Source organism: Amycolatopsis sp. WAC 04182 (genome assembly GCF_003947465.1).
Taxonomy (GTDB): domain Bacteria; phylum Actinomycetota; class Actinomycetes; order Mycobacteriales; family Pseudonocardiaceae; genus Amycolatopsis.
In genome coordinates this window covers 1224864-1247306 of record NZ_QHJJ01000001.1, presented here as the reverse complement: position 1 = coordinate 1247306, position 22443 = coordinate 1224864, and the positions used below count along the sequence as shown (strand labels likewise).

The window sequence follows — 22443 nt, the reverse complement described above, 5'->3', positions numbered from 1 at the left end:
GGCCCTGTGATGCGGATCATGGGGCGCCGTCGCGCGCTGGTCGGGGTTCTTGCCGGTTCTCTCCTTCTCGCCGGATGCAACGCCGGACCCGGGCAGGTCGGTGCGGCGGTGATCGTCGACGGCAGGACCGTTTCGGTGGATCGCGTGCAGCAGCTGATCGACAAGGCCGTTCGTGAGCACCCGTACGGACAGCAGCTCGCCAAGGAGCACAAGCTCGACCTCGTCGGCCGCGAGATCGTCCGCCAGGAGATCCTGCACGACCTCACCAAGCGTGCCGCTCAGCGGGAAGGCATCGGGGTCGACGAGTCCCTCGTGGTGAACGCGTTGCGGAACGATCCGCTGGCGAAGCCGATGGAGGCCAACCCGCAGGACGATCCCGAGCTCAGTGTCGAGCAGCTCGTGGCGCGGGTGCGGGACCACCGCGAGGCGCTGATCGACGCGGCGCTGCAGACTCAGCTCGCGATGAAGTACATGGACAAGCTCAGCGTCACGTTCGACTTCAGCTCGGTCTCCTCGACCGACGCCACCGGCGCCGACTCGGACAAGCTGCGCGAGCAGGCGATCGAGAAGGCCCGCCGCTTCGCCGCCTCGCCGAACGCGGCCGCCGAACTGATCGCGCAGGACCAGCAGACCTCCGACACCCAGGCGGGCACCGGCCAGAAGCTGCCCGCCATGCAGTCGCCCGCGACCGCGGCCACCGTCCTGTTCGGTCTCCAGCCCAACACCGTCGCCGCCTTCAAGCCGACACCGCAGCAGCCGCTTTGGGTCGTCGTCGTGATGCGTGAGCGGACCGCGGACAAGCCCGTCGCGTCGGATCAGGCCGCGCAGCCCACCGCCCAGCAGCTGGCCAAGATCGGTGTCCGGCTCCTCCAGCCGGACCTCGGCCAGGTCGACCTCAAGGTGAACCCGCGCTACGGCGTGTGGGATGTTGTCGAGATGGACCTCGCGCCCAACGAAGCTTCGAAGAAGGGCATCGTGCTGCCTGTGCACGGTGCCGCCCCGCAAAACCCGTGACCGCTGCCGTCGTCGTGATCGCCCGCGGGGCGACACTGCCCGCCGCGGCACTCCCGATCTTGCGCACCAGCGCGGCCGTGTACGCGGCTTCCGATGTCGATCCCGAGGTCGTCGGGGTGCCCGCGCTCGGTGACACGCAGGCGCGCGACCTCGTGCTCATCGCCGGTTCGCGAAGGGAACCGAAGGCCGCGGCGCTGATCAGGTCGGGCGCGCGCGTGATCGAAGCGCCCGTTCCGCCGCTGGTCGAGGCCGCCGAGGTGATGGACCGGCTCCGCTCGCCGGGTGGCTGCCCGTGGGACGCCGTCCAGACGCACGAGTCGCTGCGTCAATATCTGGTCGAGGAGACCTACGAGCTGCTCGACGCGATCGAAGAGGGCGACCGCGTCGCCTTGCGTGAGGAACTCGGCGACGTCCTGCTCCAGGTGCTGTTCCACGCGCGCGTCGCGGTCGAGGACGCGGACGATCCGTTCGGGATCGACGAGGTCGCTTCGGAATTGGTCGCGAAACTCGTCGGACGTCATCCGCATGTCTTCGCCGACGCCCCCCGGGTCGAGACCGTCAGCGACCAGAACCTCAAATGGGAAGAACTGAAACAGGCCGAGAAGAGCCGCCAGTCCATTGTGGATGGTGTCGCGCTCGGCCAGCCCGCCGTGGCGCTCGCCGGCAAGCTCGGCCAGCGCAGCGGCCGGGCCGGGATCCCGCTCGACCTGTTCCCCGACGGTTCCGAAGCGGCCGCCCAGCTGTTCCGGGTGGCCGCGACCGCCCGCCGCGCGGGGATCGATCCCGAAGGCGAGCTCCGCGCCGTCGCGAAGCAGTTCGCCCGCGATATCCGGGCCGCCGAGCAGGCCGCACGCGACGCCGGTCTGGAGCCGACGACGCTCGAGGCCGACGGCTGGCGCAAGTTCTGGCCGGGTTCCTGAGCGAAGCCTCCATCAAGACGCTGTGACGCGGGACACAATCGGATGAGAACCGTTTCGATGATCTCGGCGTCTTGCCGGATGTGAAAGGAACGGAACCGGACGAAGAGCAGCTCGTCCGCCGCACGGCCCGAGGTGACCGCGCGGCGTTCGAGGAGCTCTACCGCCGCACGTCGCCGTGGCTGGCCGTGCGCCTGCGCCGTCGCTGCGCCGACGATCAGATCGTCGCCGAGGTGATGCAGGAGACCTACCTCGCGGTGTGGCGCGCCGCCGGCGCGTTCGCCGGTTCCGCCGTCGGCGGGAGCGCCGTGGGCTGGCTGTGGACGATCGCCGCGCGGCGGCTGGTCGACGCCTTCCGCCGCCGGGCGCGGCACGCGCAGCCTTTGCCGGTCGCGGAAACCACCGTCGCGCCCGCCGCCGAGGAGGAGGCGCTGGCCGGTGCGGTCGGCGACCACGTCGGCGACGCGCTGCGCCGCCTCGCTCCCGAACTCCGTCAAGTCCTACAGGCCATGGTGCTCGACGGGCTGACCGTCCGTGAGACCGCGGTCCTGCTCGGCCTGCCGGAAGGAACCGTCAAAACCCGCGCCAGGCGGGCTCGGATCGCGATGCGGGAGGCGCTGTCGTGAACAAGGAACACGTGTCCGAACAGCTCCTCGCCGGTTACGTCCGCGGGGACGACGGCTTGGCCGGTGACGAGGTCTGGGCGGTCGAAGCCCATCTCGAAGCGTGCGCGGAATGCCGGGGAAGACTGTCCGCGCTCAGCCTGCCGACGGTATCTGTGCTGGTGGACGACGTCTGGGCCGGGCTGGGGCCGAAGCTCGCCGAAGCGGGGCCGAGCCCGATGCGGAGCCGGTGGGCCGGACGGCTGCACACCTGGGTGACGCCGGTGATGCTGCCGTGGCTGGTGATGATCGTCCTGATCCCGGCACTGGGCTTCCTGCTGGATTCGCTCGGGTTCACCGGGTCCAAGGGCTACTCGTTCGTCCAGCTCTTCTCGCCGGTGCTGCCGGTGCTCGGTGTCGCGGTGTCGTGGGCGAAGGGGCTCGATCCCGCGTACGAACTCGTCACTTCCACGCCGAGGGCCGGGCTCTACCTGCTGCTGCGCCGGACGACCGCGGTCCTCGCGGTCGTGTTGCCGATACAGGGCTTTTCGAGCTGGCTCGGCGGCGGCGGATTCGGGCTCGGTCTCCTGCCGAGCCTGGCCTTCACCACCGGGACGCTCGCGCTCGGCGGCGTGATCGGGGTGGTGCGGGCGGCCTATGTCCTCACCGGGGTCTGGATGGCGGTGATCTTGGCGCCCGCGGTGGCTTCGCAAGGGCGCGCCACCGCGCTCGAACCCCGGCTTCTCCCGGTGTGGGGCGCGATCTTCGCGCTGACCGCGGTCGTGGTGGTGCTCCGGCGGAGCGTCTTCGGCCTGCTCACCGGATCCGAACGATGAACGAAGGGGAGAACATGATGCGTGCTGTCGGGGCCGCGGAGGTCGCACCCACGATCTACGCGTGGCAGATCAAGGCGGAGGGACTGAAGGTCCGGGTCGGCAAACGCAAGTTCGCCGTGAACGGGCTCGACCTGGAACTCGGCACGGGGGTGCACGGTCTGCTCGGCCCGAACGGGGCCGGGAAGACCACGCTGATCCGGGCACTGGCGACGGTGCTCCGGCCGGCGGAGGGAGGGCTGGCGCTGCTCGGTGAATCCGTCGGGGGGTTCACCGATCAGCGCCGCCTGCGCCGCCGTATCGGCTATCTGCCGCAGAACTTCGGTTTCTACAAGCGGTTCACCGTCCGCGAGTTCGTCGAGTACATCGCCTGGCTGAAGGAGATGTCCAAACAGGACATCCCGGCCGCGGTGCAGCGGTCGATCGAACGGGTCGGCCTCGCCGATCGGGCCGACGACCGGATGAAGACGCTGTCCGGTGGCATGGTGCGCCGGGTCGGGATCGCACAGGCGATCGTGAACGATCCGGACATCCTCCTGCTGGACGAGCCGACCGCCGGGCTCGACCCGGCACAGCGTGTGCGGTTCCGCGATCTCCTTCAGGAAATCGGCCGAGACGCCTGCGTCGTCGTCTCGACGCATCTCGTCGAGGACGTCGCGACGGCCTGCACCGACGTCGTCCTGTTCGAAAACGGGAAACTCGTCTTCCAGGGGACGCCGGACGAGTTGGCCGCGGCTGGGACCGAGGAGTACGTCGGCGACAGCCCGATCGAGCGCGGTTACTCGGCGCTGCTCGGGCACGAGCCAGGGAGGGGGAACTGGTGAACACTCGTATCCTGCGGACCGAACTCCGCCGTTCCATCGCCCCCTGGGCGACGCTCGCCATTCTCGTGGTCGCGTTCGGGTTCCTGTATTCGTTCAGCGGTCCGTGGTCGAAGGCGCCGATCGCCTGGGACGAACACTGGACGCACGCCGCGGAGTGGAGCCGGTTCCTGCTGGTGTTCCTGTGGCCGATCGCGGTCGGCGCCGGGGTCGTCCAAGGGATGCGCGACAGCCGGTCCGGCACGGCCGAACTCATGACCACCATGCCGCGTCCCGGCTGGCAGCGGGCCGCGAAACTCGCCGGTGCGCTGGGGGGCCTGCTGGTGCTGGGCTACCTGCTGATCTTCGCCGTCGGCGCCGTTCAGGCCGCGCTCAACGGCGGGTTCTTCACCTTCGGCTGGCTGCCGATCGTCGTGGTCGGTGTGCTCGCGATGCTCGCGGGCGCCTGGATCGGGCTCGGGATCGGCCGGTTGCTGCCACATCCGCTGACCGCGCCCGCGGTGGCCGTCGCCGCGTTCGTGGCCGTGCTCCTGTTCCAGTTCGCCGGGTCGGAGGGCAGCGCGCTGGCCGGGATCGTGCCGTTCCGGGTCTCCTTGCTCTCACCCGCCTTGGACGTCGTGCGGGATCCGTTCGACACCACCGCGGGCCGGATGGATCTTGGCCAGGGGATCTGGCTCGCCGGACTGGCCGCGACCGGAATCCTCCTGCTGGCGGGCCGCTCCAAGCGGGCGAAAGGGCTCGCCGTCGTTCCCGCGCTGGTGGCGGCCGCGATCGCCTTGCCCGTGCTGCCCGGCAGCACGGCCGAAGCCAAGGTCGCCGACCCGAACGCGACGGAGATGGTCTGCGACGGCCCGGTCTGCGTCCCCCGCATGCTCGAATCCGAACTCGCCCGTCTCGCCGGGCCCGGCAAGGAGGCGTTGCGGCTGTTGGGAACACTGCCGGACGCGCCGGTCAAGGTCGCGGTACTGGACCGGCGGCTGGGCTACGACGAGATGCCGCCGCGCGCCGCCGACACCGTCTACGTGGACCTGGTGGACTGGTCGATCCGTTCGGTCCTGAATTCGGACGACATGACTCGGACGCTGGTCGCCGGCGCCGGGACGCCGACCTGTTACAGCCTTCATGGTGTCGACAGGTCGTTCATGGACGAACTCACCGCGCGGTCGATCACGTCGAGCTGGTTCCTCGGCGAGTGGGAGATGCTCAGGGGGTCGTGGCTGAGCGACGACAAGAAGAACGAGGTCCTCCGGAGCTGGGAGACCTTCCGTGCCCTGCCGCCCGACGTGCAGCGAGAGCGGATCATCGCGCAGCGGCAGGCGGGCCTGACCTGCCAGGGCAACCAGCTCGACATCCTCCTCGGCGGCGCCCGATGAGGTGGGCGGTGCTGTACGCGCGCTCGCGCGCCATGCCCGCGTCGTTCGCGGCGGTGGCGGCGAGCATGGCGGTGATCTGGTTCCTGGCGCGGGACCGCTGGTCGGAGATCCCGGTTTCCCTGGCGCTCCTCGTCGCGATCGCGGTGACCGCCATCGGACTCAGCGGGCAGGACGTCGATCTCGACCGGACCGCCGCGATCCGCTGGGCGCCTCGCCGCGTCGTGCATCTCCTGCTGATCGGCGGCCTCGGCATCGGTGCCGTGCTGCTGCCGCGGCTGTGGGAAGCGGAGCGGGTTCCGGTGGAGATCATCGTGCGGAACGCGGGTGGCCTGCTCGGTCTCGCCGGGATCGCCGCGGTGCTGTTCGGCGGGGTCTTCGGGTGGACGTTGCCGCTGGCAGGGTTCGCGGTCGCCTTCGTGGTCTGGGCCACCACGTCGGGTACGGAGTCCGTGCACCTGGTGATCACCTGGCCGTTCCAGCCCGTCGGCGTGGCCGAAGCCACGTGGACCGCCGTGGTGCTCGCCGTGGCCGGTTTGGGGACCTACGCGGTCTACGGTGCCCGTCGCTGAAAGTGTCATGAAAGGGTCGTTCCCGACGTTTTTCGTCAGGAACGACCCTTTCTTTCCCCGGTCAGACGTTTCGGTTGTGCGGAACGAGATCGAGCGGGTCGTGGTCCGGGTCGTCGACACCGAGGCTGATGATCCGCGACGGGTGGATCCGGATCACCGCGCCGTCGAGATGGCCGTCGGGGGTGCGGGCGCCGGTCAGCGCCTCGGCCCGGCCGCGGATCTCGAGGCAGCGGATCCTCGGCGGGTCCTGCGAGGGCATGTCGTCCACCACGAACGCGGCCTGCCCGTTGGCGGCCACGTTCCGGAACTTCTTGCTCTTCGCCAGTTCGTAGCCGGTGATGTCGATCGTCCGGGTCTCGGTGTTGTAGGCGTAACCGACGGGGCTGACCTGCAGCGTGCCGTCCGGCTGCGCCGTCGCGAGCCGCCCGAGACCTTGGGTGGCGAGGTAGTCGAGTTCCGCTTCACTGAACATGGGAATCAGTGTGTGATCTCCACTTGACTGGAGGTCAAGAGGTAATCCCGCTTCGAGCTGCCGGTCGCCGATCGGTTCTACCGTCAGTCGGGGTCGTAAGCCGATTGGGGCATCGCCCGGAAGTGTGGCGAAGTAACCTGACCGGGTGGCCGAAACCGCCCAGAGCACCGAAGCCCCGGAGCATGCTGCCCGCCCTCTGCCGCCGTACGTGCCCAGGCTCGCTTTCGCGGGCGGGCTCGTGCTCACGGGCGTGGTGCTGATCATGACCGTCGGGGTGAACCGGCCGGGAGGCGAGGAGCCCCCTCCGCCGGCCCAGCCCCAGCCCGCGCTCGCGGTTCCCGACCAGAAGCCCCAGCCGGGGGTGGCGACTCCGCGTGCGGGGCTCGCCGCGCCGCCCGACCGGCCCACCGTTTCCGACGCGGCCGAACTCGAGACCTGGGCGAAACGGGTGGCGGCGAAGACGCGGCTCTCCTTCGCCGACCTGTCCGCCTACGGCCGGGCCGAGATGTGGCTCCGGCGGCAGAAGCCGGGTTGCCACCTCTCGTGGGCGACCCTCGCCGGGATCTCCCACGTCGAAACGGCGCAGGGCAGGCCCGGCCCGATCACGCTCCCCGCCGACGTCTGGGCCAAGCACTCCGCCCGGGCCAGGAGCGACGGGAAGCAACCGGATCCGAAGGACCTCGACGACGCCGCCTTCGCCACCGCCCGCTACCTGTGCGCCGCCGGCGACGACGTCGCCACCCCGGACGGCTGGTGGAAGTCGATGCGGGTGTTCAACCCGTCGGTGCCCTACGTCCAGGAGGTCTTCAGCGCGGCCGACACCTACGCGGACGCCAGCGTCGCGCCCTGATCCTCGAGCACCAGGTCGAAGTTGAGCGCCGACGCCATCCGGTAGGCGTCGCCCGCGGCGACGACCAGCTGCGCCATCGGATCGACGACGTTCCCCGCCGCCCAGACACCGTCCACGTTCGTGCGGCCCTGCGCGTCCACCGCGATCGAGCCGGTTTCGGTGCGCGCGCAGCCGATCTGGGCGAGAAGCCGGTCGTGCGGGACGAACTTCGGGCCGACGAACACGACATCGCGTTCGACGAATTCCCCGTCGACGAGCCGGACGCCGGTCAGCCGGTCGTCTTCGACGGCGAGTTCGGACACCTTCCCGTCGACGATCCGGATGCCCAGCCCGGTCAGCTTCGCCCGGTCTTCGGCCGAGAGCTGCTGCGTATGCGTGAAGAAGGTCAGGTCCTTGCTCCACTGCCAGACGATCAGCGCCTGGTGGACCGACTTCTCGGAGGTGGCGAGCACTCCGAAACGCTGATCGCGGACCTCCCAGCCGTGGCAATACGGACAGTGCAGGACATCGGCGCCGAAGCGCTCCGCGACGCCGGGGACGTCCGGCAGTTCGTCGGCCAGCCCGGTGGTCACCACGATCCGGCGACCGCGGATGACCCGGCCGCTCGCCAGTTCCACCGCCTTGTCGTGCCGTAGCCGGTGGACGACGTCCTCGACGATCTCGACGCCGTAGCCCCGGACTTCGTCACGACCTATTTCCAGCAGTTCTTTGGGCGGAATGCCGTCCCTGGTCAGGAAACCGTGGGCGTGCGCGGCGGGCGCGTTGCGCGGGGTGCCGCCGTCGATCACGACGACCCGGCGCCGCGCCCTGCCCAGTACCAGGGCCGCGCTGAGACCCGCGACGCCACCACCGATGATCACCACGTCGAATTCGTTGTTCATGCTGCCGAGCATCCGGATTTTCGCGAAAGTTGGCAAAGTTCATTGCCGATTTGGCAAACTGGGAGCCATGCAGGACATCGAACGGCGGCTCGCCGAGGTCGGCCCGAAGCTCAAGCAGCTCCGCAAGGAACGTGGCACCACCCTCTCCGCGCTCTCGGAGGCGACGGGGATCTCCGCCAGCACGCTCTCGCGGCTCGAATCGGGCACCCGGAAGGCCACGCTGGAGCTGTTGCTCACGTTGTCGGCGGCGCATCAGGTGCCGCTCGACGAACTGGTCGGCGAACCCGAACCCGCCGACCCGCGAGTCCGGATGAAGGCGCAGAAATTCGGCAGGTTCACCGCGTGGGCGCTGACCGCGCAGCCGGGCCAGCCGCAGGCGTTCAAACTGTTGATCCCGGTCGAAGACGTCGAGCCCGTGCAGCGCACGCACGAGGGCTACGAGTGGATGTACGTCCTCAGCGGACGGCTGCGGGCGCTGCTCGGCGACCGCGACTTCACGATGGGGCCCGGCGAGGCCGCGGAGTTCGACACGCGGGTGCCGCACTGGTTCGGCAGCGCGGGGCCGGGGCCGGTGGAGCTGCTGGTGCTGTTCGGCAAGCAGGGCGAGCGGGCCCACCTGCGTGCCAGGTCGAAGTGAGAGCAAAGGTCCCTTGCTCCCGCCGCCGGGTCAGTCGCGCAACGCGATCCGCGCGCTGACCTCGCTGATCGCTTCCAGATACTCCGGGATCGGGTGCATCGCCGACGCTATCCGCATCTGCGCGAGCGCCTCGGTCAACCGGCCGAGGCGCTGAAGGGTCCGCCCGAGCACGAACCGCGCGTAATGATCGGTGGGGTCCAGCTCCAGCACCCGGGTGAAGGCGCGTTCGGCCCGCCGCAACTGTGCGGAGTGGAAGTACGCGCGGCCTGCCAGCAACTGAACACTCGGTTTGTCGGTTTCGTCTTCCAGTAAGGGCTCGAGGGCCTTGAGGGCGTCGAGCGGCCTGCGGCTTTCGACCAGCGCCTCCGCCTGTCGGAAGGCGCGGAACCGAGACTCACCGGACGAGTCCTCACCGGGTTCTGGGGCGGGTTCGGCATCCATCATGGTCCGCTCCACGATACGCCTGGGCAGGGTCGTTCACGAGGAGCTGAAACGGTCATGGTGGACTGTCCTGCCATGAGCAGTGCCGAAGAATGCGAGCCCGGCTACCTCGGTCTGGCGCCGTACCTCTACTACACCGACGCCACCGAGGCGGTCGCGTGGCTGGTCAGAGTGTTCGGGTTCACCGAGGAAGTGCGCTTCGCCGACGCCTCCGGAGAGGTGTTCCAGGCCACTCTGTGCGCCGGCCCGGCCAAGATCCAGCTGGCCGGGGTCGGCCCCGAGTACTGGCAGGCGAAAGGCGTCGACGGCCCGGTCGGGCAGCTGAACATCGTGTACGTCCCCGACGTCGACGCGCAGTACGAGCGCGTCCGCGCCGCGCTCGGCGACGACGCCGACCTCGACGCGCCCCAGGACCAGCCCTACGGCGCCCGGGTGTTCACCGTCTCCGACATCGGTGGCAACAGCTGGACCTTCTGGCAGCAGTTCTCCGACACCGTCGAGCTTCCGTCGGGCTGGAAGGAAGTCCGGGCGGACGAACCGGCCGAGGAATAGCCCGGTCGACGGCTGATGTGGCGCGTGCCTCCAACGGGTGAACTGCGGTGACGGCTAGGCTGGGCGCGGTCACCGCAGGCACAACCCACATGAGGAGCATGGCGTGGCGCTCATCGAGCAGGTAGGCGCTCGCGAGATTCTGGACTCGCGAGGCAACCCGACGGTCGAAGTGGAGGTGGCTCTCGACGACGGCACGCTGGCGCGGGCCGCAGTCCCCTCGGGTGCGTCCACCGGCGAACACGAAGCCGTCGAGCTGCGTGACGGCGACACCGGCCGGTACAACGGCAAGGGTGTCGAGCGCGCGGTCGCGGCCGTCCTGGACGAGATCGGCCCGGACCTGGTCGGCACCGACGCCGTCGACCAGCGCATCGTCGACCAGAAGCTGGTCGACCTCGACGGCACGCCGGCGAAGTCCCGCCTCGGCGCGAACGCCATTCTCGGTGTTTCGCTCGCCGTCGCGAAGGCCGCCGCGGAGTCGGCCGAGCTGGAGCTGTTCCGCTACCTCGGCGGGCCGAACGCGCACGTGCTGCCGGTGCCGATGCTGAACATCCTCAACGGTGGCGCGCACGCCGACACCGATGTCGACATCCAGGAATTCATGATCGCGCCGATCGGCGCCGAGTCGTTCCGCGAGGCCCTGCGCTGGGGCACTGAGGTCTACCACTCGCTGAAGTCGGTCCTGAAGGGCCGCGGCCTGGCCACCGGCCTCGGTGACGAAGGCGGCTTCGCGCCCAGCCTGAAGAACAACCGCGAGGCGCTCGACCTGATCCTTCAGGCGATCGAGAAGGCCGGGTACGCCCCGGGCCGCGACGTCGCGCTCGCGCTCGACGTCGCCGCGACGGAGTTCTTCTCCGACGGCGCGTACACCTTCGAAGGCGCGAAGAAGAGCGCCGAGCAGATGTCGGCCTACTACGGCGAGCTCGTCCGCGACTACCCGCTCGTGTCCATCGAGGACCCGCTGAGCGAGGACGACTGGGACGGCTGGGTCCAGCTGACCACCGAGATCGGCGAGAAGGTCCAGCTGGTCGGCGACGACCTGTTCGTCACCAACCCGGACCGTCTCGAAGAGGGCATCACCCGCCGCGCCGCCAACGCGCTGCTGGTGAAGGTCAACCAAATCGGCACCCTGTCGGAGACCCTCGACGCGATCTCGCTGGCCACCTCGTACGGCTACAAGTCGATGATGAGCCACCGGTCCGGCGAGACCGAGGACACCTTCATCGCCGACCTCGCCGTCGCGACCGGTGTCGGCCAGATCAAGACCGGCGCCCCGGCACGCGGCGAGCGGATCGCCAAGTACAACCAGCTGCTCCGCATCGAGGAGACCCTCGCCGACGCGGCGCGCTACGCCGGCGACCTCGCGTTCCCGCGGTTCAGCGCCGAGGGATAACGAACTATGGCGGACCGGGGGAGGGCGCGGACCCGTCGTAGCGGGCGCGCGGACGGAGGTGGCTCCGGCAGGGGCCGCCGGCCGGAGCGTGCCCGTCGCACGACGACGACGGAGGTCCGCGCCCGAACCCGGCTGCGCCGCAGCCTGGCGGCGAAACGGGCATCGGGTGCCGCGAAGGTGCTCGGCATGTCCACCACCCGCCGGGCCGCGGTGGTGGCGATCGTGGTGTGCGCGCTCGCGTTCACCATCGCCGTCCCGCTGCGCACGTACCTCAGCCAGAAGTCCGAGGTGACCGAGCAGCAGCAGTTGCAGTCGGAACTGCAGCGGAGCGTCTCCCAGCTGGAAGGCCGTAAGGCCGAGCTGAGCGACCCGGCGCAGATCGAGGCGGAGGCGCGTAAGCGGTTCGGTTTCGTGAAGCCCGGCGAGACGCCGTACATCGTGCAGCTCCCCGAAGACAAGGCGCCCGAGCAGGGGCAGCCGCAAGGTCAGCAGCCGGTGCCCGCGGGCTCCTGGTACGAGAAGCTGTGGGATCAGGTCGCGGGCGGCTGAAGTGCGCCCTTTAGCCTTACGGGTGTGAACAGCACGGAAAAGTCTTCTTTTGAACCGGTGACCGACGCCGACCGCGAGATCATCGCGGAACAGCTCGGCCGGGCCCCCCGTGCGCTGCGCGCCGTCGCCGCGCGCTGCCCGAGCGGCCACCCGTCGGTCGTGCAGACCAGCCCGCGCCTCGACGACGGCACGCCGTTCCCGACGCTCTACTACTTGACCTGCCCGAAGCTGACGTCGATGGTCGGCACGCTCGAGGCGTCCGGGCTGATGAAGGAGATGACCGACCGGCTCGCGGAGGACCCCGAGCTGGCGGCCGCCTACCAGCGGACCCACGAAAGCTATCTCGCCGAACGCGACGCCATCGATTCGCTCGGCCACGAGGTCAGCGCGGGCGGGATGCCCGGCCGCGTCAAATGCCTGCACGTCCACCTGGCGCACACGCTGGCCGTCGGGCCCGGGGTGAACCCGTTCGGGGACGAAACGCTCGAGTTGCTCAAGGCGAACGGCTGGCCGTCCGGCGACTGCCAGGGGTAACACCCGCCCGCGCTATACAGATAGTTCCTCCAGGTGGGTTAATTCACCCGATGTCGGCCAACTGGTCCTCCGCTATGGGGTGAAACCGGTCACCGTATGCGGCAGGCTGGGCACAGCCGAGGGTTGACGGGGTGGGCAAGTACCGGATCGCCGAGTCGTGATCCGCCGGGAGGGTTCTGAGGTATGCGCGTGAGGCACGTGCCAGGCGCGGTGACCGGTCATGTGCGGAGACTCTGTCTCCGGCACCGCACGCTAGCCGCGGTGGCCGGAGGGGTCCTCGCCATCGTCCCGGCCGGTGCCGCGGTCGTCGGTGCCGGCAGCTGGGCGGCGACGGCGAGCACGGTCCATTCCGACAACGTCGCCCTCGTCGACGGCTACGACCCGAAGAACCCGCTCGTCCAGCAGATCGGTGTCGACGGCAGCCTGCCGAACGCCCCGACCCCGCTCCCGCTCCCCGCGGACGAACTCCCCGAAGGACCGCTCGGCATCCCGGTCACCGCGCTCGCCGCGTACCGCAACGCCGCCGACATCCTCATCGCCGAACAGCCCGGTTGCCACATCGACTGGGCTTTGATCGCGAGTATCGGCCGCATCGAGTCCAATCACGCGCGTGGTGGTTACGTCGACGCGAAGGGCAACACCCTCGAACCGATCCTCGGCCCGCAGCTCAACGGCGCCGGGCCGTTCGCGGCCATCCCGGACACCGACGGCGGCAAATTCGACGGCGACACGGTGTGGGACCGCGCCGTCGGCCCGACGCAGTTCATCCCGTCGACGTGGAAGGGCTACGCCTCGGACGGGAACGGCGACGGCGAATCCAATCCGAACAACATCTTCGACGCGGCGCTGGGCACGGGCCGGTACCTGTGCTCCGGCGGGCTCGATCTGTCCAAACCGGATCAGTTGCGCGCGGCCGTGTTCCGCTACAACAACTCCGACACCTATGTGAACACCGTGCTGATCTGGGCCGAGGCGTACCGCACGGGTGTGCTGCCGACGCCGGACAGCAAGGTGCCCATCGGCGCTCCGAACGCCGGTGCCGCTCCGCCGCCCGCGTCGGTGCCGCCGCCTCCGGTGCCGTCGACGCCGCCCGGTTCGGTGACGCCCTCGCCGTCGAGTTCGCTGTCGCCGACCAATTCGGGGTCTTCGTCTTCTTCGAAGCCGGGCACCACCTCAGATACGCCGACGCCTCCGACTTCGACGACACCGACCTGCACGTCTTCGACTCCGCCATCGTCGAGCACGACGCCCACGACGACTCCGACATTGCCGCCCTGCGCGGATCCGTCGGGGACCGGAACGTCGACGCCGGCCAGCGACGGCACCAAACCCACCTGATCGGCGTTGTCTAAGCTCGGGGCATGCCTCGTGTTGCCGCGATCGACTGTGGGACCAACTCCATCCGCCTGCTCGTCGCCGAGCTGACCCCCCGCCACGACGGGACGGTCGACCTGCGTGACCTGCACCGCGAGATGCGGATCGTCCGCCTCGGCCAGGGCGTGGACGCCACCGGCAGGCTGGCCCCCGAGGCGCTCGAGCGCACCCGCAAGGCGCTGGCCGACTACACGATCGCCGCGCGCCGCAAGGGTGTGGAGAAGGTCCGCATGGTCGCGACGTCCGCGACCCGCGACGCGAGCAACCGCGACGAGTTCTTCGCGATGACGCGCGAGGTCCTCGGCACCGAGGCCGAAGTCATCAGCGGGGACGAAGAGGCACGCCTGTCCTTCACCGGCGCAGTCGGCGAGCAGGACCCCGACGACGGCCCCTTCGTGGTGGTCGACGTCGGCGGCGGCTCGACCGAGCTCGTGGTCGGCACCTGGGACGGCCGTCAGGCCGAGGTCATCGCGGCCAAGTCGGTCGACATCGGCTGCGTGCGCATCACCGAACGCGCGCTGAAGTCCGACCCGCCGACCGCGGCCGAGATCGCCGAGGCCCGGGAGCTGGCCGCCAAGGTGCTCACCGAGGCCTTCGACGTCGTGGACGTGTCCAACGCCAAGACGTGGATCGGCGTCGCCGGGACGGTCACGACCCTGACCGCCGTGGCGCAGGGCCTGTCGGAGTACGACTCCGAGCGCACCCACCTCTCGAAGCTCTCCCACGCCGACATCGACCGCGTCGTGCAGTCGCTCCTCACGGCCGACCACGCGACCCGCGCCGCGAACCCGGTGATCCACCCCGGCCGGGTCGACGTGATCGGTGGCGGCTCGGTGATCGTGCAGGTGCTGGCCGAGCAGTTCGCCACGCGCGGTGGTCCCGGCGAACTGGTGATCTCCGAGCACGACATCCTCGACGGGATCGCGCTGTCGTTGGCTTGACAGTCGGGTTTTCTCTTACAGGAAGCCATTTCTTTAGGTGATCAAGCGGTGACCTCCAGTCCGGATTGGGCCGTTCGGCCCAGCGTCGTTCCTACCAACGTTGTGCTCTAACCGGGTGGTCCGGGAGACCGTCACACATTTGCAACACCAACGCACTGTGATCGGCTTCACCTGTCCCATAGCGTCGTCTCACCTTCTGGGCGGTGGGGCGCGACCAGCGCCCGCCGCGCTATCCGACGACGAGAGTTGGAGTGGACATGCGGGCTTCACGCGGGTTCTGGGGAGCGACGGCGGTGGTGGCCACGGCGGCCCTGCTGCTGACGGCCTGTGGAGGTGGTGGATCCAGCGAGAACAAGGGATCCGGCGCCGTCGACGCCAACGCGTCGGTTTCGGTCTACGGCACCGAGCCGGAGAACTCGCTGATTCCCGCCAACACCAACGAGCTCGGCGGGTCCAAGGCCCTCAAGCCGGTCTTCTCGGCGCTGATCGGCTACAAATCCGACACCGCCGAGCCGTACAACCTGATGGCCGAATCGATCACCACGACCGATTCGAAGGTCTTCGACATCAAGATCAAAAAGGGCTGGAAGTTCCACGACGGGACCGAGGTCAAGGCCAAGAACTTCGTCGACGCCTGGAACTACAGCGCGAACGGCAAGAACGGCATGCAGAACGCGTCGTTCTTCGAGCAGATCCAGGGCTACGACGAGATCAGCGCCAAGGAGCCCGCCGTCAAGGAGATGTCCGGGCTCAAGATCGTGAACGACTACGAGTTCCAGGTCACCCTCAAGGGACCGTTCTCCGTGTTCTCCACGAAGATCGGCTACCTCGCCTTCGCGCCGCTGCCGGACAAGTTCTTCGCCGACCCGGAGGCGTTCGCCAAGGCCCCGATCGGGAACGGACCGCTGAAGTTCGTTTCGCGCACGCCGAACCAGAACATGAAGCTCACCCGGTTCGACGAGTACCAGGGCGAGGACAAGGTCAAGTTCAAGGACCTGGAAGTCCGCATCTACACCAGCCAGGAGACCGCGTACCAGGATCTGCTGAGCAACCGCCTCGACTTCATGGAGGCGCTCCCGCCCGCGGCGAAGGCCGGTGGCAAGTACAAGACCGACCTCGGTGAGCGGCTGATCGAAGGGAAGCTGCTCGGCATCAGCGCGCTGGCGCTCCCGTACTACGTCCCGGGTTACAACAACCTGGACCTGCGCAAGGCGATCTCGCTGGCCATCGACCGCGAGCAGATCGTCAAGACCGTCATGAACGACACCTACGCGCCCGCCGACGGCTACGTGTCGCGCGGTATCGAGGGCTACCGGCCCGGTGTCTGCGGCGAGTTCTGCAAGTTCGACCCGGTGAAGGCCAAGGAGTTCTTCACGAAGTCCGGCTACACCGGCAAGCTGACCATCGCGTCGAACGCCGACGGCGGTCGCAAGGAGCCGCTGGTCGCGGCGTGCAACAGCATCAAGAACGCGCTCGGCGTCGAATGCGACTTCGTGCCGGCGACCGACTTCGGGCAGTGGCGCAGCATCGTCAACAACCGCCAGCTGACCGGCATGGGCCGTTCCGACTGGTCCGCCGACTACCCGTCGATCGAGAACTACCTGAACCCGCGCTACAAGAGCACCGGTTCGTCGAACGACTCCACGTACAACAACCCGGCCGTCGACGCGCTGCTGACCCAGGCGGACCAGACCGCCGACAAGGCGGCCGCGATCAAGCTGTACCAGCAGGCCGAGGACCTGATCGCGAAGGATCTGCCGCAGATCCCCGTGTGGGAAGAGAAGGGCGTCGGCGGGAAGTCGAACCGGCTCAAGACCGTGAAGCTGGACTTCGGCAGGCTCGCGGACTACTCGTCCATCGAGGTCGCGGCGAAGTAATCGCGTGGCCGGGACGGCCGGGAACGGTGCAGCACCGTTCCCGGCCGTCCCGGACCCCGGCTCCCACCACGCGATCCTCAGGACGGCACGCCCATGTCCCAATACATCCTCCGACGACTACTTCAACTCATCCCGGTCTTCTTCGGCACGACGTTCCTCATCTACGCCCTCGTCTGGGCGGTGCCCGGTGACCCGTTCGCCGGCAAATGCGGCCAGGTCGCCTGCCCGCCCGCCTACATCGAGATGATGACCGCGAAGTTCAACCTCGACGATTCGATCTTCGTCCAGTACTTCAAATACCTCGGCAACCTGTTCACCGGCGACTGGGGCGAGACCTTCAACGGCAACTCGGTCGGCGAACTGATCGGGAACGCCTATCCGGTGACGGTCCGGCTCGCCCTCATCGCGGTGGCCATCGAAGCGATCATCGGCCTGTCCGCAGGCATCCTGACCGGCCTGCGCGGCAAGGGTTTCCTCGACAACCTCGTGCTGATGTCCACCACGTTCCTGATCTCGATCCCGGTGTTCGTCACCGCGATCGTGCTCCAGATCGTCCTCGGTTCGGAACTGGGCATCATCGACGCGAGCGTGTCCGAGGACGCCACGATCGGCGAGCTGATCGTGCCCGGTATCGCGCTCGGCAGTCTTTCCATGGCCTACATAGCCCGGCTGACCAGAACGAGCATCGCGGAGAACCGGCACGCCGACTACGTCCGCACGGCCGTCGCCAAAGGACAGCCGCGCAGCCGCGTCGTCGGCGTGCACCTGCTCCGGAACTCGGTGATCCCGGTGCTGACCTTCATCGGCACCGACATCGGCGCGCTCATGGGCGGGGCCATCGTCACCGAAGGCGTGTTCAACATCAACGGCATCGGCGGGCTCATCTTCCGCGGTATCCAGAACCGGGAGGGCGCCACCGTCACCGGCGTCGTCGTCCTCCTGGTGATGGTCTATCTGCTGGTGAGTCTCATCGTCGACCTGCTCTACGCCGTTCTCGACCCGAGGATCCGTTATGACTGACCCCAATGTGGCCGGCGGTGTGTCCTCTGTGGACGTCGCGGGCGCCGGTGTCGCCGACGATTCCGCGACGGCGCACAAGCCGCGCAGCCTCGGCGGCGACGCCTGGCGGATGTTGCGCAAGCGGCCGTCGTTCATCATCTCCGCCGTCATCATCACGCTCGTCGTGCTCATCGCGATCGCGCCCGACCTGTTCAGTTCCCGGCCTGCCGGGTTCAGCGATCTGCTCCACGCCAACGAAGGACCGTCCGCGGACGCCTGGTTCGGCTACGACAACCAGGGTTACGACGTCTACGCGCGGACCATCCACGGCGCGCGGGCGTCGCTGCTGGTCGGTGTCTTCGCGACGGTGCTGACGATCCTGATCGGCTCGGTGGTGGGGATCATCGCCGGGTACTACGGCCGTCTCGTCGACAGCCTGTTCTCGCGGGTGGGCGACATCTTCGCGGCGCTGCCGTTCGTCCTCGGCGCGATCGTCATCCTGACCACGTTCAACGCGCCCGGCTCGAACCCCGGGGTCGTCACCATCATCGTGCAGGTGGTCGTGTCGATCGCCGCGCTGAGCTGGCCGGTGGCGATGCGCATCATGCGGTCGGCGACCCTGGTGGCCAAACAGCTCGACTACGTCAAGGCCGCGCGCGGACTCGGCGCGAGCACGCCGCGCATCGTGTTCCGGCATCTGCTGCCGAACACGGTCGCGCCGGTGCTGGTCTACGGGACCATCGCGCTCGGCGCGTTCATCGGCGCGGAAGCGACGCTGGCGTATCTCGGCGTCGGCGTGCGGCCTCCGGTCGTTTCGTGGGGTGTGATGATCAGCGACGCGCGGGACTACTTCCGGGTGAATCCGCACATGTTGTTGTTCCCCGCGGGGTTCGTGACCATCACCGTGCTCGCGTTCGTCATGCTCGGTGACGGTATCCGCGACGCGCTCGACCCGAAGGCCCGGTGATCGTCCGTGACCGACGAACTGCTGCTGGAGGTGGAAGACCTCCATGTCGAATTCCGCACGTCCGACGGTGTCGCGACCGTGCTCAACGGCGTCGACTACTCCGTGCACGCCGGGGAAACCCTTGCCGTGCTGGGAGAATCAGGGTCCGGCAAGAGCGTGACCGCGCAGACGGTGATGGGCATCCTCGACAGCCCGCCCGCCGTCGTCACCGGCGGCGCGGTCCGCTACCGCGGCGAGGATCTGCTCACCGCCACCGAAGAACGGCGGCGTGAGGTGCGGGGCGGGGAGATCGCGATGATCTTCCAGGACGCGCTGTCGGCGCTGAATCCCGTGTTCACCGTGGGATTCCAGATCGAGGAACAGCTGCGGGTCCGGCTCGGGATGTCCAAAAAGGACGCGCGGAAACGGGCGATCGAACTGCTCGACATCGTGCGCATCCCCGCCGCCGCCCGCCGGGTGCGCGAGTACCCCCACCAGTTCTCGGGCGGGATGCGGCAACGCGCGATGATCGCCATGTCGCTCGCGCTCGACCCGGATCTGCTGATCGCGGACGAGCCGACGACCGCGCTCGACGTCACGGTGCAGGCCCAGATCATGGACCTGCTGGCGGAGATCCAGGCCGAACGGCGGATGGGGCTGATCCTGATCACCCACGACCTGGCGGTGGTCGCCGAGGTCGCCGACCGGATCGCCGTGATGTACGCGGGCCGGATCGTCGAACAGGCCGACGTCACCGAGCTGTTCCGTTCGCCGGGGCATCCCTACACCGAGGCGCTCATGGCCTCGCTGCCGCGGCTCGACCTCAAAGGACAGACGCTGGAGACCATCAAGGGCCTGCCGCCGAGCCTGCTGAACGTTCCGCCCGGCTGCCCGTTCCATCCGCGTTGCCCGCGGGCGCAAAGCCGGTGCGAGACCGAACGGCCCGCCCTGCACAACCTCGGCTTCGGCCGGGTCAGCGCCTGCCACTTCGCCGACGAGGTGGTGAGCGATCGTGTCTGAGCCCATTCTGCGCGTCGAAAACCTGGTGAAGTACTTCCCGGTGCGGGCCGGGATCCTCTTCAAACGCACCATCGGGCACGTGAAGGCCGTCGACGGCGTCTCCTTCGACCTCATGCCGGGCGAAACGCTCGGTGTGGTGGGGGAATCCGGGTGCGGCAAGTCCACGCTGGCCCAGGTGCTGATGCGGCTGGAAGAGCCCACGGGCGGGCTCGCGACCTTCGAAGGCCGCGACATCTTCGCGTTGCGGGGAGCCGAACTGCGGAGGCTGCGGCGCGAGATCCAGATCGTGCTGCAGGACCCGTACACGTCACTGAACCCGAGGATGACGGTCGGCGACATCATCGGCGAACCCTTCGAAATCCACACCGACGTGGCGCCGAAGGGATCGCGGGCCGCGAAGGTACGGGAGCTGCTCGACGTCGTCGGACTGAATCCGGAGCACATCAACCGCTATCCGCACCAATTCTCGGGCGGTCAGCGTCAGCGCATCGGCATCGCGCGGGCGCTGGCGTTGCGGCCGAAGGTGATCATCTGCGACGAACCGGTTTCCGCGCTCGACGTTTCGATCCAGGCGCAGGTGATGAATCTGCTCGGTGATCTGCAGAACGAATTCGGCCTTTCCTATGTGTTCATCGCACACGATCTGTCGGTTGTCCGTCACCTTTCCACGCGCGTGGCGGTGATGTATCTCGGCAAGATCGTGGAAATGGGGACCGAAGACGAGATCTACGAGCGTCCTTCGCATCCCTACACGCAGGCGCTGCTGTCCGCGGTGCCGGTCGCGGACCCGGCGTTACGCGGGCAGCGTCAGGTGATCCGGCTGGAAGGCGACGTGCCGAGCCCGCTGGATCCGCCGTCGGGCTGCCGGTTCCGCACGCGGTGCTGGAAGGCACAGGACGTTTGCGCCGATCAGGAACCCGAATTGATCACCCGGTCCGGCGGGCATTTGTCCGCCTGCCATTTCGCGGAGGAGAAAACCGTCGTCCCCTGACTTTCGTAGGGACTTCGTTGATACGTGGGGATCGCTCACGTAGTTTGCACGAATAGTTTTCTTCAGGAGGCAGGAAGTGAAAAAGCCCAGATCTCTCGTGATCGCGCTCGCGGTACCGCTGTTCGGCGCGATCGTCGCTGCTCCGGTGGCATCAGCGCAACCGGCGCTTTCCGGCGCCGCGACCGAATTCTCGGTACTGGCCCGTGAAGGCCAAAGTGTCGCTTCGGTGGAAAGGGCGGTCCGCGCCGCCGGGGGCACCGTCGTGGCGAGCAACGCCGCGGTCGGCCTGATCACCGCGACCGCGCCCGCCAACGGTTTCGCCGAGCGGGTCTCCGCGGACCGGTCGGTTTACGGTGCGGCCAAAGCGAAGCCGATCGGCACCGCGCCGAAGAACGGCAAGGCGAAGGTCAAGCCGGGCGTCGTCGAGAAGGAAGGCCGCGGCGCCGCTTCGGCCAAGAAGCCGGTGCAGGCGAACGCCGTCGGCATGGACCCGCTCGACGACCAGCTGTGGGGACTCAAGTCGGTCCGGTCGGACCTTTCGCGCACCAAGCAGCCGGGTGACAAGCGGGTGAAGGTCGGCGTCATCGACACCGGCGTCGACGGGAGCCACCCGGACATCGCGCCGAACTTCGACCGCGCGGCGTCGCGGAACTTCACGAAGGACATCGTCTCCGACGTCAACGGCGCCGTCGTCGACGGACCGTGTGAATACCGCAGCTGCGTCGACCCGGTGGACCACGACGACAACGGGCACGGCACGCACGTCGCCGGCACCATCGGCGCCGCCGCGAACGGTTTCGGGGTCTCGGGTGTCGCGCCGAACGTGACGCTGGTGAACCTCCGCGCCGGGCAGGACTCGGGCTTCTTCTTCCTGCAGTCGACCGTGGACGCGATCACCTACGCCGGCGACGCCGGTGTGGACGTCGTGAACATGAGCTTCTTCACGGACCCCTGGCTGTACAACTGCACCGCGAACCCCGCGGACACGCCCGCGCAGCAGGCCGAGCAGCGCACCATCATCGAGGCGACGACCCGCGCGCTGAACTACGCGCACCGCAAGGGCGTCACCCAGGTCGTCTCGCTGGGCAACCAGCACAGCGACCTCGCCACCCCGCAGCCGGACGCGTCGAGCCCTGGCTACCCGTCGAACAGCACGCACCCGCGGCAGATCGACAACGCGAGCTGCCTCTCGATGCCCATCGAGGGCCCGCACACGATCGGTGTCTCGTCCTTCGGTCCTTCGCAGGCGAAGGCGGACTACTCGAACTACGGCGTCGAGCAGATCTCGGTGTCCGCGCCCGGCGGATACTTCCGTGACTACTTCGGCACCCCGTGGTTCCGCACGGTCGAGAACCAGATCCTCTCGACGTACCCGCGCAACGTCGGTGTCGCGGAAGGCATGATCGACGCGGACGGGACCATCACGCCCGACGGCGTCACCGCCGGCATCAAGAAGGCCACCGCCGCCGACGGCCGCGTCGGCTACTACCAGTGGCTGCAGGGCACGTCGATGGCGTCGCCGCACGCTTCGGGTGTCGCCGCGCTGATCGTTTCGCAGTACGGCAAGGGTTCGCGCGACTTCGGGATGAACCCGGACGCGGTGCAGCGGGTGCTCGAAGGCACGGCTTCGGACATCGCCTGCCCGGTGCCGCGGACCGTCGACTACCTGGACGAGGGCCGGGACGCGTCGTTCACCGCGACCTGCACCGGTGACGCTTCGTTCAACGGCTTCTACGGTCACGGTGCCGTGGACGCCTGGTCGGCCGTGACGCGGGGTTCTCAGTACCTGCGAGGCTGATCTTTCGGGTCACTTGACTGCAATGAAGGGGCCTTTCATAGCAAATTTCGCTATGAAAGGCC

Annotated in this window: 24 protein-coding genes; 21 read left to right on the top strand and 3 right to left on the bottom strand. The window is 68.5% G+C overall.

Translation table 11 applies throughout. The annotated features are described in order from the left end of the window. Nucleotides 1-9: 9 nt before the first annotated feature. The 7 genes from DMH01_RS06280 to DMH01_RS06250 all read left to right on the top strand — a co-directional run bounded on the left by DMH01_RS06280 (nt 10) and on the right by DMH01_RS06250 (nt 6129). Nucleotides 10-1014, top strand: coding sequence for a hypothetical protein (locus tag DMH01_RS06280; RefSeq protein ID WP_125674112.1), 1005 nt, complete (start codon nt 10-12; stop codon nt 1012-1014). Then, nucleotides 1011-1934, top strand: coding sequence for a MazG family protein (locus DMH01_RS06275; protein ID WP_125674111.1), 924 nt, complete (start codon nt 1011-1013; stop codon nt 1932-1934). Before DMH01_RS06280 ends, DMH01_RS06275 begins: the two co-directional genes overlap by 4 nt. A gap of 80 nt (nt 1935-2014) precedes the next feature. Next, entirely contained in the window at nt 2015-2557 is a 543-nt protein-coding gene (locus DMH01_RS06270) for an RNA polymerase sigma factor (protein ID WP_125674390.1), read from the top strand. Next, the gene (locus tag DMH01_RS06265; protein ID WP_125674110.1) at nt 2554-3369 is read left to right on the top strand and encodes a zf-HC2 domain-containing protein; all 816 of its coding nucleotides are present in this window, start codon (nt 2554-2556) and stop codon (nt 3367-3369) included. The genes DMH01_RS06270 and DMH01_RS06265 overlap by 4 nt, the downstream gene beginning before the upstream one ends. 17 nt (nt 3370-3386) lie before the next feature. Further along, the gene (locus DMH01_RS06260; protein ID WP_125674388.1) at nt 3387-4190 is read left to right on the top strand and encodes an ABC transporter ATP-binding protein; all 804 of its coding nucleotides are present in this window, start codon (nt 3387-3389) and stop codon (nt 4188-4190) included. After that, entirely contained in the window at nt 4187-5560 is a 1374-nt protein-coding gene (locus DMH01_RS06255) for a hypothetical protein (protein WP_125674109.1), read from the top strand. Before DMH01_RS06260 ends, DMH01_RS06255 begins: the two co-directional genes overlap by 4 nt. A gap of 8 nt (nt 5561-5568) precedes the next feature. Beyond that, nucleotides 5569-6129: a hypothetical protein gene (locus DMH01_RS06250; protein WP_125674108.1), complete on the top strand. Its 561-nt coding sequence runs from the start codon at nt 5569-5571 to the stop codon at nt 6127-6129. Between the two features lie 61 nt (nt 6130-6190). Here DMH01_RS06250 and DMH01_RS06245 read toward each other — a convergent pair whose 3' ends face one another. Continuing rightward, a complete protein-coding gene (locus tag DMH01_RS06245; protein ID WP_125674107.1) occupies nt 6191-6601 on the bottom strand; it encodes a PPOX class F420-dependent oxidoreductase in 411 nt (136 codons plus the stop codon). Nucleotides 6602-6746: 145 nt separating this feature from the next. Between DMH01_RS06245 and DMH01_RS06240 the strand changes: the two genes are divergently transcribed. After that, nucleotides 6747-7451, top strand: a complete 705-nt coding sequence (locus DMH01_RS06240) for a murein transglycosylase (protein ID WP_125674106.1) — start codon at nt 6747-6749, stop codon at nt 7449-7451. On the opposite strand, the gene DMH01_RS06235 is transcribed toward DMH01_RS06240, so the two are convergent. Beyond that, the gene (locus DMH01_RS06235; RefSeq protein WP_125674105.1) at nt 7424-8344 is read right to left on the bottom strand and encodes an NAD(P)/FAD-dependent oxidoreductase; all 921 of its coding nucleotides are present in this window, start codon (nt 8342-8344) and stop codon (nt 7424-7426) included. The two genes, DMH01_RS06240 and DMH01_RS06235, sit on opposite strands and share 28 nt — an antisense overlap. Nucleotides 8345-8399: 55 nt before the next feature. Between DMH01_RS06235 and DMH01_RS06230 the strand changes: the two genes are divergently transcribed. Next, complete coding sequence (locus DMH01_RS06230) at nt 8400-8969, top strand: helix-turn-helix domain-containing protein (RefSeq protein ID WP_125674104.1); 570 nt, start codon at nt 8400-8402, stop codon at nt 8967-8969. Between the two features lie 30 nt (nt 8970-8999). On the opposite strand, the gene DMH01_RS06225 is transcribed toward DMH01_RS06230, so the two are convergent. Next, a complete protein-coding gene (locus DMH01_RS06225) occupies nt 9000-9413 on the bottom strand; it encodes a tetratricopeptide repeat protein (RefSeq protein ID WP_125674103.1) in 414 nt (137 codons plus the stop codon). Between the two features lie 72 nt (nt 9414-9485). On the opposite strand from DMH01_RS06225, the gene DMH01_RS06220 reads away from it, so the two are divergent. The 12 genes from DMH01_RS06220 (at nt 9486) to DMH01_RS06165 (ending at nt 22381) form a co-directional block, all read left to right on the top strand. Further along, complete coding sequence (locus DMH01_RS06220) at nt 9486-9962, top strand: glyoxalase/bleomycin resistance/extradiol dioxygenase family protein (protein ID WP_125674102.1); 477 nt, start codon at nt 9486-9488, stop codon at nt 9960-9962. A gap of 103 nt (nt 9963-10065) precedes the next feature. Then, the gene (gene eno / locus DMH01_RS06215) at nt 10066-11352 is read left to right on the top strand and encodes a phosphopyruvate hydratase (RefSeq protein ID WP_038508280.1); all 1287 of its coding nucleotides are present in this window, start codon (nt 10066-10068) and stop codon (nt 11350-11352) included. A 186-nt stretch (nt 11353-11538) separates the two neighbouring features. Then, on the top strand, nt 11539-11901 hold the full coding sequence (locus DMH01_RS06210; RefSeq protein ID WP_125674101.1) for a septum formation initiator family protein: 363 nt from the start codon (nt 11539-11541) through the stop codon (nt 11899-11901). 24 nt (nt 11902-11925) lie between these two features. Then, nucleotides 11926-12435 (top strand): DUF501 domain-containing protein, encoded by a 510-nt coding sequence (locus tag DMH01_RS06205; RefSeq protein ID WP_034305945.1) that lies wholly within the window; start codon nt 11926-11928, stop codon nt 12433-12435. 183 nt (nt 12436-12618) lie between these two features. After that, nucleotides 12619-13773 carry a lytic transglycosylase domain-containing protein gene (locus DMH01_RS06200; RefSeq protein ID WP_125674100.1) on the top strand — a complete coding sequence of 385 codons (1155 nt, stop codon included), beginning with the start codon at nt 12619-12621 and terminating at the stop codon, nt 13771-13773. A 23-nt stretch (nt 13774-13796) separates the two neighbouring features. Continuing rightward, nucleotides 13797-14750 (top strand): Ppx/GppA phosphatase family protein, encoded by a 954-nt coding sequence (locus DMH01_RS06195; RefSeq protein WP_125674099.1) that lies wholly within the window; start codon nt 13797-13799, stop codon nt 14748-14750. A gap of 257 nt (nt 14751-15007) precedes the next feature. Then, a complete protein-coding gene (locus DMH01_RS06190) occupies nt 15008-16627 on the top strand; it encodes an ABC transporter substrate-binding protein (protein ID WP_125674098.1) in 1620 nt (539 codons plus the stop codon). A gap of 93 nt (nt 16628-16720) precedes the next feature. After that, complete coding sequence (locus DMH01_RS06185) at nt 16721-17647, top strand: ABC transporter permease (RefSeq protein WP_125674097.1); 927 nt, start codon at nt 16721-16723, stop codon at nt 17645-17647. Continuing rightward, the gene (locus tag DMH01_RS06180) at nt 17640-18593 is read left to right on the top strand and encodes an ABC transporter permease (RefSeq protein ID WP_125674096.1); all 954 of its coding nucleotides are present in this window, start codon (nt 17640-17642) and stop codon (nt 18591-18593) included. Before DMH01_RS06185 ends, DMH01_RS06180 begins: the two co-directional genes overlap by 8 nt. A 6-nt stretch (nt 18594-18599) precedes the next feature. Next, entirely contained in the window at nt 18600-19592 is a 993-nt protein-coding gene (locus DMH01_RS06175) for an ABC transporter ATP-binding protein (protein WP_125674095.1), read from the top strand. Continuing rightward, a complete protein-coding gene (locus tag DMH01_RS06170) occupies nt 19585-20583 on the top strand; it encodes an ABC transporter ATP-binding protein (RefSeq protein ID WP_125674094.1) in 999 nt (332 codons plus the stop codon). Before DMH01_RS06175 ends, DMH01_RS06170 begins: the two co-directional genes overlap by 8 nt. A gap of 76 nt (nt 20584-20659) precedes the next feature. Then, complete coding sequence (locus tag DMH01_RS06165) at nt 20660-22381, top strand: S8 family serine peptidase (protein ID WP_125674093.1); 1722 nt, start codon at nt 20660-20662, stop codon at nt 22379-22381. Nucleotides 22382-22443: the final 62 nt, after the last annotated feature.

Excerpts from the sequence above, each read along its gene's own strand:
- DMH01_RS06280 (WP_125674112.1), top strand. The coding sequence starts at position 10 with ATGCGGATCATGGGGCGCCGTCGCGCGCTGGTCGGGGTTCTTGCCGGT.
- DMH01_RS06260 (WP_125674388.1), top strand. The coding sequence starts at position 3,387 with ATGCGTGCTGTCGGGGCCGCGGAGGTCGCACCCACGATCTACGCGTGG.
- DMH01_RS06245 (WP_125674107.1), bottom strand. The coding sequence starts at position 6,601 with ATGTTCAGTGAAGCGGAACTCGACTACCTCGCCACCCAAGGTCTCGGG.
- DMH01_RS06235 (WP_125674105.1), bottom strand. The coding sequence starts at position 8,344 with ATGCTCGGCAGCATGAACAACGAATTCGACGTGGTGATCATCGGTGGT.
- DMH01_RS06230 (WP_125674104.1), top strand. The coding sequence starts at position 8,400 with ATGCAGGACATCGAACGGCGGCTCGCCGAGGTCGGCCCGAAGCTCAAG.
- DMH01_RS06225 (WP_125674103.1), bottom strand. The coding sequence starts at position 9,413 with ATGATGGATGCCGAACCCGCCCCAGAACCCGGTGAGGACTCGTCCGGT.
- DMH01_RS06220 (WP_125674102.1), top strand. The coding sequence starts at position 9,486 with ATGAGCAGTGCCGAAGAATGCGAGCCCGGCTACCTCGGTCTGGCGCCG.
- DMH01_RS06210 (WP_125674101.1), top strand. The coding sequence starts at position 11,539 with ATGTCCACCACCCGCCGGGCCGCGGTGGTGGCGATCGTGGTGTGCGCG.
- DMH01_RS06200 (WP_125674100.1), top strand. The coding sequence starts at position 12,619 with ATGCGCGTGAGGCACGTGCCAGGCGCGGTGACCGGTCATGTGCGGAGA.
- DMH01_RS06195 (WP_125674099.1), top strand. The coding sequence starts at position 13,797 with ATGCCTCGTGTTGCCGCGATCGACTGTGGGACCAACTCCATCCGCCTG.
- DMH01_RS06190 (WP_125674098.1), top strand. The coding sequence starts at position 15,008 with ATGCGGGCTTCACGCGGGTTCTGGGGAGCGACGGCGGTGGTGGCCACG.
- DMH01_RS06185 (WP_125674097.1), top strand. The coding sequence starts at position 16,721 with ATGTCCCAATACATCCTCCGACGACTACTTCAACTCATCCCGGTCTTC.
- DMH01_RS06180 (WP_125674096.1), top strand. The coding sequence starts at position 17,640 with ATGACTGACCCCAATGTGGCCGGCGGTGTGTCCTCTGTGGACGTCGCG.